General features: G+C 58.1%; 13 protein-coding genes and 1 pseudogene. 10 read left to right on the top strand and 4 right to left on the bottom strand.

The genetic code is table 11. The features are described 5' to 3' along the window. Positions 1-32 precede the first annotated feature (32 nt). Positions 33-506: a PAS domain S-box protein gene (locus tag F8N21_RS02450; RefSeq protein ID WP_150640603.1), complete on the bottom strand. Its 474-nt coding sequence runs from the start codon at positions 504-506 to the stop codon at positions 33-35. Between the two features lie 154 nt (positions 507-660). Between F8N21_RS02450 and F8N21_RS02445 the strand changes: the two genes are divergently transcribed. Beyond that, a complete protein-coding gene (locus F8N21_RS02445) occupies positions 661-1,119 on the top strand; it encodes a flavodoxin (RefSeq protein WP_150640602.1) in 459 nt (152 codons plus the stop codon). Here the strand turns inward: F8N21_RS02445 and F8N21_RS02440 are convergent. After that, entirely contained in the window at positions 1,100-1,996 is an 897-nt protein-coding gene (locus F8N21_RS02440) for a LysR family transcriptional regulator (protein ID WP_150640601.1), read from the bottom strand. The two genes, F8N21_RS02445 and F8N21_RS02440, sit on opposite strands and share 20 nt — an antisense overlap. A 97-nt stretch (positions 1,997-2,093) precedes the next feature. Between F8N21_RS02440 and F8N21_RS02435 the strand changes: the two genes are divergently transcribed. From F8N21_RS02435 to F8N21_RS02415, 5 genes and pseudogenes are all read left to right on the top strand, one after another. Beyond that, positions 2,094-2,480 (top strand): CidA/LrgA family protein, encoded by a 387-nt coding sequence (locus tag F8N21_RS02435; RefSeq protein WP_150640600.1) that lies wholly within the window; start codon positions 2,094-2,096, stop codon positions 2,478-2,480. Then, complete coding sequence (locus F8N21_RS02430; protein ID WP_150640599.1) at positions 2,470-3,156, top strand: LrgB family protein; 687 nt, start codon at positions 2,470-2,472, stop codon at positions 3,154-3,156. Before F8N21_RS02435 ends, F8N21_RS02430 begins: the two co-directional genes overlap by 11 nt. Before the next feature lie 170 nt (positions 3,157-3,326). Continuing rightward, a pseudogene (locus F8N21_RS02425) lies at positions 3,327-3,476 on the top strand (class II aldolase); the annotation flags it as partial. Further along, positions 3,473-4,378, top strand: a complete 906-nt coding sequence (locus F8N21_RS02420; protein ID WP_150640598.1) for an alpha/beta fold hydrolase — start codon at positions 3,473-3,475, stop codon at positions 4,376-4,378. The pseudogene F8N21_RS02425 and the gene F8N21_RS02420, both read left to right, overlap by 4 nt. Positions 4,379-4,934: 556 nt before the next feature. After that, positions 4,935-5,846 carry an SDR family oxidoreductase gene (locus F8N21_RS02415; RefSeq protein ID WP_150640597.1) on the top strand — a complete coding sequence of 304 codons (912 nt, stop codon included), beginning with the start codon at positions 4,935-4,937 and terminating at the stop codon, positions 5,844-5,846. Positions 5,847-5,918: 72 nt separating this feature from the next. Here the strand turns inward: F8N21_RS02415 and F8N21_RS02410 are convergent, their stop codons facing one another. Continuing rightward, positions 5,919-6,689: an N-acetylmuramoyl-L-alanine amidase gene (locus tag F8N21_RS02410; protein ID WP_150640596.1), complete on the bottom strand. Its 771-nt coding sequence runs from the start codon at positions 6,687-6,689 to the stop codon at positions 5,919-5,921. Positions 6,690-7,602: 913 nt separating this feature from the next. On the opposite strand from F8N21_RS02410, the gene F8N21_RS02405 reads away from it, so the two are divergent. The 4 genes from F8N21_RS02405 (at position 7,603) to F8N21_RS02390 (ending at position 16,040) form a co-directional block, all read left to right on the top strand. Continuing rightward, the gene (locus F8N21_RS02405; protein WP_150640595.1) at positions 7,603-9,396 is read left to right on the top strand and encodes a DUF1302 domain-containing protein; all 1,794 of its coding nucleotides are present in this window, start codon (positions 7,603-7,605) and stop codon (positions 9,394-9,396) included. A gap of 22 nt (positions 9,397-9,418) precedes the next feature. After that, on the top strand, positions 9,419-10,786 hold the full coding sequence (locus F8N21_RS02400; RefSeq protein ID WP_150640594.1) for a DUF1329 domain-containing protein: 1,368 nt from the start codon (positions 9,419-9,421) through the stop codon (positions 10,784-10,786). Positions 10,787-10,924: 138 nt separating this feature from the next. Further along, the gene (locus F8N21_RS02395; protein WP_150640593.1) at positions 10,925-13,468 is read left to right on the top strand and encodes a LuxR C-terminal-related transcriptional regulator; all 2,544 of its coding nucleotides are present in this window, start codon (positions 10,925-10,927) and stop codon (positions 13,466-13,468) included. A 169-nt stretch (positions 13,469-13,637) separates the two neighbouring features. After that, positions 13,638-16,040: a dermonecrotic toxin domain-containing protein gene (locus F8N21_RS02390; protein ID WP_150640592.1), complete on the top strand. Its 2,403-nt coding sequence runs from the start codon at positions 13,638-13,640 to the stop codon at positions 16,038-16,040. 74 nt (positions 16,041-16,114) lie between these two features. Here the strand turns inward: F8N21_RS02390 and F8N21_RS02385 are convergent, their stop codons facing one another. Beyond that, positions 16,115-16,912 carry an IclR family transcriptional regulator gene (locus F8N21_RS02385; protein ID WP_150640591.1) on the bottom strand — a complete coding sequence of 266 codons (798 nt, stop codon included), beginning with the start codon at positions 16,910-16,912 and terminating at the stop codon, positions 16,115-16,117. Between the last annotated feature and the right edge of the window lie 91 nt (positions 16,913-17,003).

The following is a 17,003-nucleotide window of genomic DNA, read 5'->3' as shown; positions in this document are numbered from 1 at the left end:
TTACAAAGTTATTGGATTGTAGTTAATGGCAACTAACTCGCAGAATTGTTTGAACCGCCCGTCGCCTTTAATGCTTCCAGCTCGGCTTTAACCTCGGCCAATTGCACTTCCAGCTGTTCTACGCGCTGCTGAGCCTTGACCTGCAGGGTGACGTCTTTTTGCACCCCAACGAAATACGTCTGTTGATCGCTCTTATTGAACACTGTCGATAGTGACAGTTCATTCCAGAAATGCGTGCCGTCCTTACGGTAATTACGCAAAACTTCCCGGCAAGCTGTACCCGAACCCAGCGCCCTGCGAATCACCTCGAGTGCCGGTTGATCGCGATCTCCGGACTGAAGAAAGCGGCAGTCCTGATACAGGATTTCTTCGTTGCTGTAGCCCGTCAGGCGTTCGAACGCCGGGTTTACATAAATCAGGATCTTGTCTTCGCCTTCCTTTTCGGCGATTACAATTCCGTCGTTGGAGGCGTTTATCACCAGTTGCATCAATTGAGCGTTAATCATCGATAGAATCCGTCCTGAGTCGATTGGGCGAAGCATTCTAAGACATCATTGCCTGCTGTCCACTTGCCGTTGGCGTGAATCGAGCGCGACTCGCTGGTTTTCTTGCGGGTGCTGTTAATATCCCGTTCTTTTACTCAGTTTCAGGATCAGATTGATGAAAGTCGCCATCCTTTCCGGCTCGGTGTACGGCACGGCTGAAGAAGTCGCCCGACATGCCGCAAAAATGTTAAATGATGCGGGTTTCGAAGCCTGGCACAACCCGCGGGCGAGTCTGGCCGATGTCCTGGCCTTTGGCCCCGAGGCCTTTCTGGCGGTGACCTCGACCACCGGCATGGGTGAGTTGCCGGACAACCTGCAACCGCTGTATTCGATGATTCGCGATCAATTACCAGCTGCCTGGCGCGGGCTGCCTGGCGCGGTAATAGGTTTGGGCGATGCCAGCTATGGCGATACCTTCTGCGGTGGCGGCGAGCAGATGCGTGAGCTGTTCTTCGCCGACCTGGGCCTGCGCGAAGTCCAGGAAATGTTGCGACTGGACGCCAGTGAAAGCGTTACCCCGGAAACCGATGCCGAGCCTTGGCTGGCGCAGTTGATCAAGGCGCTGCGCGACTGACCGGATACTCGCGCAGCAACGCCAGCCAGGCCTGCGCGGCTTTTGACAAATACGCGCCCTGACGCCAGATGAAGGCGATGTCCCAGCGCAGAGACTCGGGCGCCTTCAATGTCAGGCGCACGACACCTGGTCTGACCAAGCCGTGGGCAACCACCCTGGGCAGCAATACCACGCCTTGTCCCGCGGCCACCAGCGCCGCGAGAAAGTCCGCCTGACCGCTGCGTCCGCCTTCCTTCGGGGTAAAACCCATCTGCTGGCACGCCTGGAGCAAGCGGTCGTTGAGTACAAAGCTGCGTTGGTAGAGCAGAAAGGGCGTGTCTGCCAACTCTTCGAGGCCAATCTCTGTCTTCATGGCCAGAGGATGATCAGCCGGCAGCAAAGCATCCAGCGGCTCGTCGCAGAATGGCTGAAAGGCAAACTGCGGGTCCTTGGGCAGCAGACTGCCACCCAGTTCCAGTTCCCCACTCAATACCGCCTGTTCGATATTCAGGCTGCCGCCTTCAAGCAACTGCACAGTGATATTCGGATAACGCCGTCGGTATTCGGCAAACAGGCTGGCGAACAGCGCGTCGCTGCCCAGCAGCGGCAATCCCAGGCGCAACTCCCCTCGGGCCAATTGGCTCAGATCATCCAGCTCGCTGAGTAACTCATTGCGCAGACGCAGCATGCCCTCGGCGCGTTGCAAGACCACCTTGCCTGCGGCGGTCAGGCGAATCTGCGAGCCCAGGCGTTCCAGCAATTGCGTGCCGAGGCTGTGCTCCAGCTGCGCGACCTGCTTGCTGACGGCCGACTGACTGATATGCAAAGTCTTGGCAGCTTGGGTGAAGCCACCCTGGTGAATCACTTCGATGAAGCTGCGCAGCTGTTTGAATTCCATATCCGCGATTCCAGTCTGGAATGGCATCTAGTCTAACAATTCGCTTCGGAGATGGCAGGTGCTTCTCTAAAATGAACACCTGCGAGGATCAAAGACCATGAAAAACTCCACTTTGAAATACCTGGGTCGACTCCTGTGCGAACTGGCGGTACTGCTGGCTATTTACCTGCTGGGCTGTCAACTGGCGCGCTGGTTGCCCTGGCCGATTCCCGGTGGGGTCATCGGCCTGGCACTGTTGCTGCTGGCTTTTGCCTTGGGCTGGGTCAAACCGGCGGCCTTGCAATTGGGCGCCGGGCTGCTGATGGCCGAAATGCTCCTGTTCTTTATTCCTGCGTTGATGAGCCTGCTCGACTATGGCGCGCTGCTGCGCCAGGACGGCTGGCGAATCCTGCTGGTGATTGGCATCAGCACCTTGATGGTGATGCTGGTTACTGCGTTTACCGTGGAACTGGTGTGTCGCCTGCGGATGCGTCATGAAACTTGAGCTGATGCCCATGTTCTGGCTGGCCTTTACCCTTTCGGCCTATCTGTTCAGCCGCTGGCTCTATCGGCGCAGCGGCCGTTACCTGCTGTCACCGCTGATTCTGGTACCCGCACTGCTCCTGGCGCTTGCCGTGCCCCTGCACACCGCCTATGCCGAATACTCGAGCAATACTCACTGGCTGATGCTGGTATTGGGCCCGGTAACGGTCGCTTTCGCGGTACCGATCTGGCAGCAACGGCAGTTGCTGATTCGCCACTGGTTGGCGTTATTGCTCGGCATGCTGGCCGGCAGCATGGCGTCGATTGGCAGCTCATTTGGCCTGGCCAAAGCGCTGGCACTGGACAGCTCGGTGACGATGTCGCTGGTGCCGCGCTCGATCACCACACCCTTCGCCATGCCGTTGGCCCATGACCTGGGTGGCGTGCCGGAATTGACCGCTATATTCGTGATGTTCACCGGGGTCTTCGGCGCGCTGCTGGGCGGCGTTTTACTGAAGTGGCTGCCGCTGCGCAGTGCCTTGGCCCGTGGTGCGCTGTTTGGCGTCGGCGCCCACGGTGCCGGGGTCAGTCGGGCCCATGAAGTGGGGGGCGAAGAAGGGTCAGTGGCGGGTTTGGTGATGGTCCTGACCGGATTATTGAATCTGTTTGCGGCGCCTTTATTGGCGTCTATGCTTTGATACTAAGTTGCACTTATTGATGCCAGGCTCAGGTCTGACTCGCTCGGCCAGTAAGCTGGCTGCCAATGCAACTACCCCAAGTCGAGAGGCTGGCTAGACTGGTCGGACATTAAAAAACAAAATCTGCCGAGGTCCTTGCCGTGAGCGTAGCCCCCGTTCAATCGACACAGAATGTGAAGGAACTGCACAACCACGGCCTGCTGACCTACGGCGGCACCCTCGCCGGGGTCGCCAAAAGCGCTCAAGGCATGGGTGGCGCGCTGGCCTGGCCGGCGCTGCTGCGCAAACTCGATAAACAAGACTCGGGGTATAAACTTTGACGCCGCTCGCCGAGATTCCTCTGTGTGCCTGGCGTAAACGCGGGCAGAGTTTTCTGTTTCGCGGCCAGACCATTCGCTACTGGACGGCAGGGCAGGGTGAACCGCTGTTGCTGATTCATGGCTTCCCGACCGCCAGTTGGGATTGGCATTATCTCTGGCAGCCGCTGGCCCAGCGCTCCCGGGTGATCGCCTGTGACATGCTCGGTTTCGGCGACTCGGCCAAACCGCTGGATCACGAATACAGCCTGCTGGAGCAGGCGGATTTGCAGCAGGCGCTGCTCAAGCATTTGTCTATCGAGCAACCAGTGCATGTGCTGGCCCATGATTATGGCGATAGCGTGGCCCAGGAACTGCTCGCCCGGCATTACGAAGCCAGCATCCATATCGCCAGTTGCGTCTTCCTCAACGGTGGGCTGTTTCCGGAAACCCATCGTCCGGTGCTGATGCAAAAACTATTGCTCAGCCCCTTGGGCTGGATGATCGGCCGGGCCTTCAGTCGTGAAGGGCTGGTCAGGAATTTCAGCCAGATCTTCGGCCCGCAGACCCGGCCCAGCGAAAGTGCGCTGGATGACTTCTGGAGCCTGATCGAAAATAACCACGGGCCGCGGATCCTGCACAAGCTGATCTGCTATATCCCGGAGCGTCGCGTGCAGCGTGAGCGCTGGGTCAGCGCCATGCAGCGCGGCGACGTGCCCCTGCGGGTCATCGATGGCGAAGTCGATCCGATTTCCGGCGCGCACATGGTCGAGCGTTATCGGCAATTGATCCCCAATCCGGACACCGTATTGCTGGCAGACATCGGCCATTACCCACAGACCGAAGCCCCTGGACAACTGCTCAAACACTATCTGGATTTTCGCGACCTGCTGGTCTCCAGGCCGCAGAAAAGAGCTTGCTCTTGAAGGGGCGTGTCCTGACACCAGGCAGTTGAACCTTGCTGGCAGCAAAAGATCACAGCCTGCGGCAGCTCCTGCGCCGACCAGAAACACCCGCGTAATTGCAGGTGAGCCCAAACCCTGTGGCTCCCCCCGCGTAATTGCAGGTGAGCCCAAACCCTGTGGCTACCCCCGCGTAATTGCAGGTGAGCCCAAACCCTGTGGCTACCCCCGCGTAATTGCGGGTGAGCCCAAACCCTGTGGCTACCCCCGCGTAATTGCAGGTGAGCCCAAACCCTGTGGCTACCCCCGCGTAATTGCAGGTGAGCCCAAACCCTGTGGCTACCCCCGCGTAATTGCGGGTGGACACAAACCCTGTAGGAGCTGCCGCAGGCTGCGATCCTGGCGATATAAGCTGCACCGCAAGCCTGTGGGTAGTGGTGAGGATCAGGTACAAAACCTCAACCCCCCAATCATCCCCCTGCCTTATCGCGCGCCATTCAGCCCGAGCCGTGTTTATTGTGACCAGCCAGCCTGTGCCTGACACTCAAAGCCCTGTCCATTGGCCCTGCTGGAGTTCTGTATGAATGAGTCTGTGCGCTTCGAAGATAAAGTCGTCATCGTCACCGGTGCAGGCGGCGGTCTGGGACGGGCCCACGCGCTGCTGTTCGCCAGGCACGGCGCCAAAGTGCTGGTCAATGATCTCGGCGGCTCGGCGCAGGGCGAAGGCGCCAACGCTTCAGCGGCGGATCGTGTGGTGGCAGAGATTCGGGAAGCCGGCGGCACCGCCCAGGCCAACCACGACTCGGTGACCGACGGCGACAAGATCGTCCAGAACGCCCTGGACGCCTTCGGCCGCGTTGACGTGGTGGTCAACAACGCCGGGATCCTGCGGGACAAAACCTTCCACAAAATGGACGACAGCGACTGGGACCTGGTTTACCGGGTACATGTCGAAGGCGCCTACAAAGTCACCCGCGCCGCCTGGCCGCATATGCGCGAACAAAACTATGGCAGGGTCATCTTCACCGCTTCGACCTCAGGCATCTATGGCAACTTCGGCCAGTCCAACTACGGCATGGCCAAACTGGGTCTGTATGGGCTGACTCGCACCCTGGCCATCGAAGGCCGCAAGAACAACATCCTGGTCAATGCCATCGCCCCCACCGGCGGTACGCGCATGACCGAAGGCCTGATCCCGCCGCAAGTCTTCGAACAGCTCAAACCTGAGCTGGTCAGCCCGCTGGTGGTGTACCTGGGCAGTGAAAACTGCCAGGAAACGTCCGGGCTGTTTGAAGTGGGCGGCGGCTGGATGGGCAAAGTCCGCTGGGAACGCAGCCTCGGTGCCGGATTCGATCCTCGCGCCGGTTTCTCGCCTGAAGACGTGGCGGCTCAATGGCAACAGATCTGCGACTTCGAAGGCGCGGCGCATCCGCAGGACAACATTGAGGCCTTGAAGGAAATGATGGCGAATCTGCAGAAGTATTCCCTCTGAAGCCAGGCTTTGCGCCAATACCGCCGAAAGCTGCCCAGGGTCCCGCAGGACATTGGGCAGCCTTGGTATTTCTCATGCCGGGAAATATTTGTGAACCAGCGCCGCTAGGTTCGCCGCGGTTTCAGCATCCAGCACACCGTCATATTTTGCCGGACGAAAGTGCAACTGGAAGGCACGAACCAACCGCTGAAAACCCGCCTCAGTGGTGGCGCCCGAAATGTCATAACCGTACTTCTCGAACTTGGCGAGCAGGTCCTCGCGGGAGGGCAGGCCTTTGAGGCAGTAGTCCCTGAGAAAGCTGTTTTGGCTGTCTTTATCAAACCAGGCACCGATACCTTTTAAATACAGCTGATGCCAGGGAAACATCGGCCCCGGATCACTCTTCCTGCCGGCAGCAATATCCGAATGGCCCACGACGTTCACCGGGCTGATATCCGGGTAGCGTTGCAGAATATTCAGCGCCAACTGTTCAACCGCCGCTATCTGAAGTGGCTGATAAGGCGGGAAGGTGAACTGGCCATTGTTATCGGTTGCCAGGTTGACGATTTCAATGCCGATGGACGTGTCATTCAGATTGCTTCGATTACCCCACGTACTGGCGCCTGCATGCCAGGCGCGATCAGTCTCATCCACCAGATTGAAAATCTCCTGCTCACTGAAACCCGCCTGCAAATAACTCGGATCTGTGATGTCAGGCACTAGATAATGGGCGCTGACACTGGGGCCGGTCAGGGCGTTTTTCGAAGCAGAGAAGTTTGCGGCGGTGTAATGCATGACCAGGAAACGAACTCGGTTGTTAAAAGCTTTAATGGAACGGTAACTGTTGTAGTTTATGGGCTTCATGGGAACACTCGTGGTAGTTGCTGAAAGAACTTGTTCAGGTGCACGTTGAGTAAATTAATAGTGCGTGCCCTGTGCGGCTTCTTTCAGACTAGTAGTTGCCAAAAAATGAGAAGCGCGTTCTTTTGTAGCCACTTTCTTTCATGGGTGTAGGTTTTGGTGGCGACGAGTTTCTTATGTCGAGAAGGGATGTGGTGATTTGCAGAAGGAAAAAACAGGCAAAAAAAAGCCACTGCATAAGCAGTGGCTAAAGTAAGACGTTAGATCAGGAGCTATAAATCAACGTCAGTAAACTCAGGGCTGACGAATTGAAACAAGGTTTCAATTCGAACTAAATTCTGTCGATCACCCAGTGGCATGGTCACACTTCGATCGTTGCGCTTTCAGGTGGTTTGCCGTGAAAGCCCGATAAGAATAAGCGCTTGCCCCCGAAGGAAAAATAGCGATTCGCGACATGCACTGTTACGTCCTGAGTAACAGTCGATCCCGTAGCAGCTGCCGAAGGCTGCGTCTGAGTGCGGAGCACTTGAAAAGCCAGGCACTGAAGGTTTTCGGGTTCAACAGACAGTCATTATTGACGACTGCTTCGCAGCCGAACGCAGCCTTCGGCAGCTGCTACACAGACGAACGCAGCCTTCGGCAGCTGCTACACAGACGAACGCAGCCTTCGGCAGCTGCTACACAGACGAGCGCAGCCTTTGGCAGTTGCTACACAGACGAACGCAGTTGCTACGGGCCCCGCGCTATCCATCCCCCTGATAACCCTCCATCCAGCCCGTCGATGCATCTCGCAAAGGCCCGCTCTGCGCGGCCTGTCACTCTTTGGAGGTACACCGCGAATACCTCCTTGGTGCGCTTATCGCGGGTGGGGGCCGGCAGTAGGGTGAGGCCTTCTGTCACTCACCGGGGAAGACGCATGACAAAAACAACAATGCGCGCCATCTTCAGGCCGCAGGCGCTGGCCGCTGCGGTTGCCTTGGGTTGCTGTGCCCAGGCGCAGGCTGTTTCATTCAACATCGGGGAAATCGAGGGGCAGTTCGACTCCTCGTTGTCGGTGGGCGCGAGTTGGGGGCTGCGCGATGCCGACCAGGATCTGGTCGGCATTACCAATGGGGGCAATGGCCAGTCGTCGACCGGGGACGATGGACGTTTGAATTTCAAGAAGGGCGAGACCTTCTCGAAAATCTTCAAGGGCCTGCACGACCTCGAACTCAAATATGGCGACACCGGTGTATTTGTTCGCGGCAAGTATTGGTATGACTTCGAACTTCAGGATGAAGACCGCGAGTTCAAGCAAATCAGCAACCACAACCGCAAAGAGGGCGCCAAGTCTTCCGGTGCGCAGATTCTCGATGCTTTCGTCTATCACAACTATTCCATCGCCGATCTGCCTGGCACGGTGCGCGCGGGTAAACAGGTGGTCAGTTGGGGTGAAAGTACTTTCATCGGCAACTCGATCAACAGCATCAACCCGATCGACGTTTCCGCATTCCGCCGCCCTGGCGCGGAGATCAAGGAAGGGCTGATTCCGGTCAATATGCTGTTCGCTTCTCAAGGCCTGACTGACCAGTTGACGATAGAAGGCTTCTACCAGTTGGAGTGGGACCAGACTGTCGTGGATAACTGCGGGACCTTCTTTGGGAACGATGTGGTTCAGGACGGTTGCGACAGCAATTACACGGTCGGCAGCCCGGCCATCGCGCCGTTGCAACCGGTGGCGGCGGCGTTCGGGCAGGGCTTCGAGGTCACTTCCGAGGGCGTTGTGGTACCCCGGGGCGGCGACCGCGATGCCCGTGATTCCGGGCAATGGGGCACGGCGTTGCGCTGGCTGGGGGACGACACCGAGTACGGCCTGTACTTCATGAATTATCACAGCCGCACGCCGACGGTCGGTACCACAACCGCCGGACGCTCGACGCTGGCCGCCCTGCCGGGCATGATCAGTGTCGCCAACCGCCTGGCGCCGGGCAGCGGCTCGGGGCTGGCACAAAGCGTGATGCTCGGGCGTGGTCAGTACTACCTCGAATACCCGGAAGACATTCGCCTGTACGGCGCCAGCTTCGCCACCACCTTGCCCACCGGTACTGCCTGGACCGGGGAAATCAGCTATCGGCCCAACGCTCCGGTACAGGTCAACACCAACGACCTGACCCTGGCCCTGCTCAACCCGATTGCCGGGGGTGCCGCATCGCCGATCCAGACTACGCCAGGGGCCGACAATACCGGTTACCGGCGTAAGGAAGTCACCCAGATCCAAAGCACCCTGACGCAGTTCTTCGATCAAGTGCTGGGTGCCGATCGCCTGACCCTGGTCGGCGAGGCGGCGGTGGTGCACGTCGGTGGTCTGGAGTCCACGAGCGAGCTGCGTTATGGCCGCGACTCGGTCTATGGCCAGTATGGTTTTCGCGGCGATACCGAGGGGTTTGTCACCGCTACCTCCTGGGGCTATCGCGCCCGGGCGATCCTCGATTACAACAACGCGATTGCCGGGATCAACCTCAAACCCAACCTGTCGTGGTCCCATGACGTCGATGGCTACGGCCCCAACGGACTGTTCAACGAAGGCGCCAAGGCAGTCAGCCTCGGAGTCGACGCCGACTACCGCAACACCTACACCGCGAACCTCAGTTACACCGACTTTTTCGGTGGCGACTACAACACCCTGACTGACCGTGACTTCGTCGCTTTGAGCTTCGGCGTGAACTTCTGATATGGCTGAGAAGGACAACAACATGCGCAAAATGATTCTGCAATGCGGTGCCCTGGCCTTGAGCCTGTTGGCTGCCAACGTAATGGCCGCGGTCTCGCCCGAGGAGGCGGCCAAACTGGGTACCACCCTGACGCCAGTGGGGGCGGAAAAGGCCGGCAACGCCGACGGTTCGATTCCCGCGTGGACCGGCGGCATTCCGAAAAATGCCGGGGCGGTGGACAGCAAAGGCTTCCTGGCTGATCCGTTCGCCAATGAAAAACCGCTGTTCACCATCACCGCTGCCACCGCCGACCAATACAAGGACAAACTCTCGGACGGCCAGCTGGCAATGTTCAAGCGCTACCCGCAGACCTATAAGATTCCGGTGTATCCAAGTCACCGCACCGTTGCGTTACCGGCTGATGTCTACGAAGCGGCCAAGCGCAGCGCCCTCAACGTGAACTCGATCAACGACGGTAACGGCCTGGCCAACTTCACGGGCAACCGTTACTACGCCTTCCCGATTCCCAAGGCCGGCGTCGAGGTGCTGTGGAACCATGTCACCCGTTATCGCGGTGGTAACCTCAAGCGCATCATCACCCAGGCGACACCGCAGACCAACGGCAGCTATACCTCCATCCGCTTCGAAGAAGAAGTCGCGGTGCCTGGGCAAATTCCCGACATAGACGCGGATAAAGGCGCCAACGTGCTGCTCTATTTCAAGCAGTCGGTGACTGCCCCGGCGCGCCTGGCAGGCAACGTGTTGCTGGTCCACGAGACCCTCGACCAGGTCAAGGAGCCGCGTCTGGCCTGGATTTACAACGCCGGTCAGCGCCGGGTGCGGCGCGCCCCGCAAGTGGCCTACGACGGGCCGGGTACTGCCGCCGATGGTCTGCGCACCTCGGACAACTTCGACATGTTCTCCGGAGCGCCGGATCGTTATGACTGGAAACTGATCGGCAAGAAGGAAATGTACATTCCGTACAACGCCTACAAACTCGATTCGCCGAGCCTCAAGTACGACGACGTGATCAAGGCCGGGCACATCAACCAGGACCTGACCCGTTACGAGCTGCATCGGGTCTGGGAAGTGGTCGGTACCGTCAAGCCGGGCGAGCGGCACATCTACGCCAAGCGCCATATGTTCATCGACGAGGACAGCTGGCAGGTAGCACTGGTGGATCACTACGACGGTCGTGGCCAGCTCTGGCGGGTGGCCGAAGGGCACCAGCAGTTCTACTACGACCACCAGGTGCCGGCTTACACCCTCGAAGCGCTTTACGACATCATTGCCGGTCGTTACATCGCCCTCGGAATGAAGAACGAAGAGAAGCACAGCTTCGAATTCGGCTTCGCGGCCAAGTCGGCGGATTACACGCCATCGGCCCTGCGCAGCGAGGGTGTGCGTTAGATCGTCATAGCTGGAGCGAAAGGTGACCCACGGGTCGCCTTTTTTTATGGGCACCCATCAACACACTGAATACTTGTTCAATCCGCTCGGGCAAGAGGACTAGGGTGGCCGGATAAAATCAAGAAAAGGCATGCCGCAATGACCGCCATGACCGCACGTCTGGATCTTCCTGGGTTTGTGCCTCGCTTGCCCTCCCTGCACCTGTACCGCCCACGTTTGAGCAGCGCCTTGCTGGCTTCGACGGCAAGGGTCAAGTTGCTCTGCGCGCCAGCGGGGAGTGGCAAAAGCGTGTTGCTCGGCGAATGCCTGTTGCAGGTCCCGGCGCAATGCAAAATCGGCTGGTTGCCGCTGGCCGGACAGCGACAAACGCGCACGCAATTCTGTGGACTACTGGCTCAGGCGCTGGGTTTGGTATCGGCCGATGAGGCCTCCTTGCTCAATTATCTGAGTCGCTTGCAGGCCCCGACCTGGCTGTTTCTCGACGACTATTGCCGTATGCCTGCGGCGGAACTGGACGTGCTGCTCGATCGGCTGCTGGTCGTCAGCAGTCCGGCATTGACCTGGTGGATCAGCGGCCGCCGCCGCCCCCAATGCAACTGGCCACGCTTGCTGCTGGACGATGAGTTGTATGAATGCAGCCCAGCGGACCTGGGCTTCGATCAGGCGGAAATCGAACAGTTGCAGCAGACCTCGCCGTGCAGTCCCGGCGCGCGGACTGCTGCGCAGACATTCCAGCTCACTGGCGGCTGGTGCGTCGGGGTGCGGATTGCCCTGTTGGATACCGCAAGCGGCAAATTCACCCGTTCGGGGACATTGCTCGACTATCTGGAACATGAACTGTTCAGCGGTTTGTCGCCGGAATTGGCCGAGGCCTGGCGGGTGCTGGCCCACCTGCCGCGCTTTAACGCGAGCTTGTGCGAGCATCTGTTTGGCGCAGGCGAGGGCGCCCAGTGGCTGCGTTCGCTGCAGGAGTCGGGGTGCTTCATCGAAGCCTGGGACGCTTCGGCGGACTGGCTGCAAGTCTTTCCACCATTGGCGCGGCGCATGCGCGACGAAGAGTGGCCGGGCGGGCGTTCCTGGCACCGTCGCGCCTGTCAGTGGTTTATCGCTCAGGAAGACTGGCAGGCCGCTTTCGAGCAGGCCTTGCTGGCCCAGGAATATGAAGTGGCAGTCAGCTTGCTGCAGCACTTCAGCTTCGAGCACTTGTTCCAGCAACAGAACGTGGTGCTGCTGTTGCGCCTGCATGAGCAGCAAGGTGATGAACTGATGCTTGGCACCCCGCAACTGGTCGGGCTGATTTCCGCTGCATTGCTGTTTGCCGGCCGCTTCGAGCAGGCCGCTGCCTGCATCGAGCAAATGGCGCGGTTCGCTCCACAGCCGTCTGCCACCTTGCAGCGCCAGTTAGTGGCGCGTTGGCAGGCTCAGCAGGGATGGTTGTTACACCTGCTGGGCCGACACGAGCCTGCGCGGGCACACTTTATCGACGCCCTGACCGAGCTTCCCGCGTCGGCGTGGACTGCGCGTTTGCTGTGTCTGTCCGGATTGACCCAGCAGGCGTTGCTTAATGGCGAGCTGGATGTGGCGCAGGCGATCAATCGCGAAGCGTTGTGCCTGGCGCGCGCGCAAGGTTCGTTGTTACTGGAGGGTTTGCTGGAACTGGATCACGCGCAACTGCTCGAGCAGCGCGGAGCTCCTCAGAGGGCGGAAAGTCTGCTGGGCACTGTCTATGAGTTGCTCGGCGAGCAAGTCAACCGCGCCACGCCATTGCTGGGGCGGATTGCCTTGCGTCGCGGGCGCCTGGCGTTGCGCCAGGGACAGGATGCGCAAGCCGCGCTGCACTTCCAGTCGGGGTTGCAAGAGTGTGTCCACAGTCAGGACAAGCTCGCCTTGTATGGCTTTCTCGGCCAGGCGCAGTTGGCGGCCAATCAGCGTGACTACGCTCAGGCCTTTGTGCGATTGCGCGATGCCGATCGGCTGATGCAACAGCGGCATATCCCCGAAACGGTTTATCGTGGGGTACTGCTGCAAGTCAGCAGTCATTTCTGGTTGCAGCAAGGTCGCCCGGAACTGGCCCATGCAGCCTTGAGCCGGGTGCTGCGGCATTACCGCGGGCCACACGCGTGTCAGGCGCCGCCGGCAACCCTGGAGCTGATTCCGCGAGTCGAGTATTTGCTGGTGTTGGCTGAGGTGTATCTACAACAAGCGAAAGAGCCTGCGGTTCGGCTTGGGGTCTTGCTCGAGGCCGCGCAGCGTCGAGGAATGTCGGGCCTTGAGGTTGAGCTGCAGCTGGCGCTGGCCGAGGTCGCCTGGCTCTGCGGGGATGCAGTTCTGGCCAGGAAGTCTCTGGAAGCCGGTCTGGCCCTGGTGCACCGTTGCAATCTGCAGCAGGCGCTTCACGAACTGCAATTGCGCCAACCGAATTTGCTTGGCGACTTGGGTCATGGAGAGCGAACCCGGGAGCAGCAGCCATGCTTGACGATCAATGACAATCCCCTCAGCCAGCGCGAACTTGAAGTGCTCAAACTGATCGCCCTGGGTCATTCCAATCGGCAAATTTCCGAGCAACTCTTTATCTCATTGCATACGGTGAAAACCCATGCCCGACGTATACACGGAAAATTAGGAGTTGAACGCAGAACTCAAGCCGTGGCCAAGGCCAAGTTGCTGGGGTTGTGGGCCTGATAGCTTTTGGCTGTCGATGCTGCTCTATAAAATTTAAGTTTTACAGGAAGTTATCTGTACATATTCGGTATGGGTTTGAGGGTTTTGCTTTTGTATGTCCTGGATTAAGTTTGCGCCTTCAACGAAATGGCGCACGCCATCTATATTCAGCGACATAAGGACAGTGAAGTTGGACATCATCACCACTCAACACCCCGTGAGCATGGACGCTCGACCCGAATGGTTTGAACACGCGAACGCTGCCGATCGACAACATTATCTCGCGCTTGAACGCGATCTGGAATCCAGTGAGGCTGAACTTGCCAAGCTACTAGGGCACTTTGCCTCGGTCAGGGTTTATGCGCGATACATTGCAAGCTACCTGCTGAATAATGAGTTTGGCAGCGATCTTGATCCTGACCGAATCATGACCTCCATTAGCCACGTATTTGAAGTGGGCAGTAAAACTCTGGTTCAGCAAGACGAAAGAACCCTCACCGAGTTATTCCTCTATGGTCTGCATGATCAGGGACAGCGCTACGAAATCACCTTCAAGGGCGAGGACTTGCCGACCGGCCTGACCCGACAATGGCTCGAAGATGCGCTGGAGGAGGATGTCCGCGCGGCCTATGGCGCAGAAATCAGATCGCATTACCTGCGCCCGGCGGTTATCCGGGCCATGGGTGAAGTGTTGAAACAGCGGCTGGCACTGACCGCGTTTACGGCGAAGATCCAAGGGCACCTTGGCGAGAACTTCGAGCGGATCATGGGCGCCATTGCCGGCGATGCCGATCTGACGCTGGAGTGCCTGCAACTTCACGAAAAAAACCGTCCGCTGAAGGATGTGATGGTTGTCCGTAATCGCAATGGGCAGGGCGAGTGGCTTCTCTACGCGCCGGGTTCGCCGGGGGGCAGGGATTGGTACCAGTGCGTCAACTTGAGAGGGGTGGGCATTGCGATAGGCGAGTGGACACAGCAGCAAAAAGGTCGTGACTATCTGACCTGGCAATCCCATGCCCTGGATCGCGAGGCAATCACCGGTTACCTGAAACAAGTCGAAGCCAAGCCCACCCTTTGGATCGGCGTGATTCCAGCCCCCAATCCGTATATCGACAATGCAGTCCTGAATAGCAGTGTTTCCAATGTCCGTGCCTGGCTGGTGTCAAATGAAGAGGCCATGACTCCCTACGGATATCGCACTGCGACCACTATTGAGCGTCAGTATTTCGCGCGGCTTAATACCGAACTCAGGGCTCTTCATACTGTCGCCGTGCGCGAGGGGGGATTCATCTCCTATGAGAAATTCAGCTACAACCTGATAAAAGAACGCCTGGGACAATTATTGGCCGAACATGGCGAATACACGCCGCTGAATCCTGACCATATCGTCGTGGAGATGAGTCCGAATGAAAAGATGACGCTAACGCAGCTGATCATCAAGGAATACAAATTCGAAGTCGTCGACAACCCTCGAAACCCCCTTTATCCACGGTTGATTTTGACCAATGACCACCCGCCGCTCAAGGCGCTGACTATTCAGGGAATAGCAAACTGGTCTCGAACGCTACGTCCGGGAGAGAAGTACATTGACATGCTTCGCTCGATTTATCTGGATATGAATAATTCCGAGACGGCGTTCAAACGAAGTATTCATTTCGAGATCCAGCAGCGACAGATGCAAGTCGCAATAATGTCGGAGTTGTTTCAAGGCCGGCTGCTCAAGGACAAGTACGATCGGTTACGAGAGCTCGTCCATACGTTGAGTTCAATCGATACGATACCCATGAACCCTATGGGCGAGTACCCGAATGAAGTACTGCACAATGCCCTGTTCCAATTCCATATCGAGGGTCGCTTGGTTGAGGGAGTATTCGTCTTCAGACTGCTCAAGGACATGTTGGTCGAGGAATTCCTGTATACCCCCGATGCCCCCGACGGTCGATGCTTGCGACCGATGTCGGAGTTCGTCCTGGCAGTCAAGGAGCGCGGCCTCGGGGATTATTTCTACAGACGGGTCAGGTACACAGATCAACGGGTGGTCGGCACATACATCACTGAGCTGGAATTAAACAGCAATTTTACAGATGCACCGGTTCTGGGGCGCAACAGCCGCGTGAGGAACCTGGCTGCCACTTATGAAGGTTTGATCGATCGAATCATTGCCGATGTCGATGCCAAGACTGAGAGCCTCAATGACATCATTTCGGGCCTGGTCTTCAATGCAGTCACTGCTGCGGCGAGCGTTATCAGCCTGGTATATGCACCAATAGGACTGGCACTCAGTGCGGTATTGATTACCAAGAGTCTGCTGGAGGGCGCCGAGGCGTATAACGATGGTGACCGGGCCAAAGCCTTGAGCCATTTCATCGACGCATTGATTGATCTTGCATTGCTGGGCCATGCGGGGATCAAGGGTAAGCCAGTCAGCGGCGTTCAAAAAACCTTGATTCAACTGCTTGGCGATGTGAATACGGCGGAAAACCTCATCGCCCAGATTTCCGGGCAGCAACGGTTGCATCAGCGAGTGCTGGAGGTCATCCAGGAAGTTCTCGATGACTCCAATTCGGCCAAAAGTAAAACCTTGATCCGGTAATTCGCATAGAGCGTGCTTGAGGTATGGAACGGTTTTGTACACGTTCAATTTTACAAAACCGTTTGCTATTTGCGTCAAATAGTCGGCTCAAACCCCATCCGCCAACTCACTGCCCGGGTCGCTGCCAACAAGCGTTGCGCGGCCGGGCCATGTTCATCGGCATGAAACAACGAAGTCGGGCCCACCACCGTGAGTACGGCCGCCACGTTTCCTACCGCGTTGAACACAGGTGCCGACAAGGCGTCTACTCCCGGCATCAGCAAGCCATGGACATGATGCAACCCGCGCGCGCGAATCTGTTCGCACACCTGTGCGTAAACCCGGTCATCGGCCAGTAGATGGTTATCGCTCGCCTTCAACTCCAGTTCACGCAACTCGACAGTTTCGCGGTTCGGCAGGAAAGCGCTGAACACCAACCCGGTCGATGAGCTGAGCAATGGCAACACTGACCCCAGTTGAGTGACCACCGTCACCGCCCGCACGGCTGGCTCGATATGCACCACGGTCGCGCCCTGGTTACCCCATACGGCGAGGAAGCAGGTTTCGTTCAGCTCGTCGCGCAGTTCGGCCAGCGGCAGGGCTGCGACTTTCAGCACGTCCATACTGGCTAAAGCGGCCAACCCCACACGCAAGGCTTCTCGACCCAGGCCGTAATGGTTGGTGGCGCTGTTCTGCTCGGCAAAGCCACTGGCAATCAGCGCCTGCAAATAGCGGTGAACCTTGCTCGCCGGCATCTGCACGTGTTCGGCCAGGCGTGACAAAGAAGTCGAGGGTGACAGTTGCGCCAGGGCCTTGAGGATGTCGGTGCCGACCTCAGCCGAGCGAACTTTCTGTTTACCGTTGGTGGCGCTGGTGTCGCGCGGCTTTTCCATGGGGTCGTCATATTTGGAGATGAATGGGCGTCTTTATAGCTTGACGGTCAACACCAATCAAATTACGTTATGCGTAATTGGATTACGATAA

The sequence above is a fragment of the Pseudomonas fluorescens genome (genome assembly GCF_902497895.1).
Classification (GTDB): Bacteria; Pseudomonadota; Gammaproteobacteria; order Pseudomonadales; family Pseudomonadaceae; genus Aquipseudomonas; species Aquipseudomonas fluorescens_BP.
This window is presented reverse-complemented; position numbering and strand designations above follow the sequence as displayed.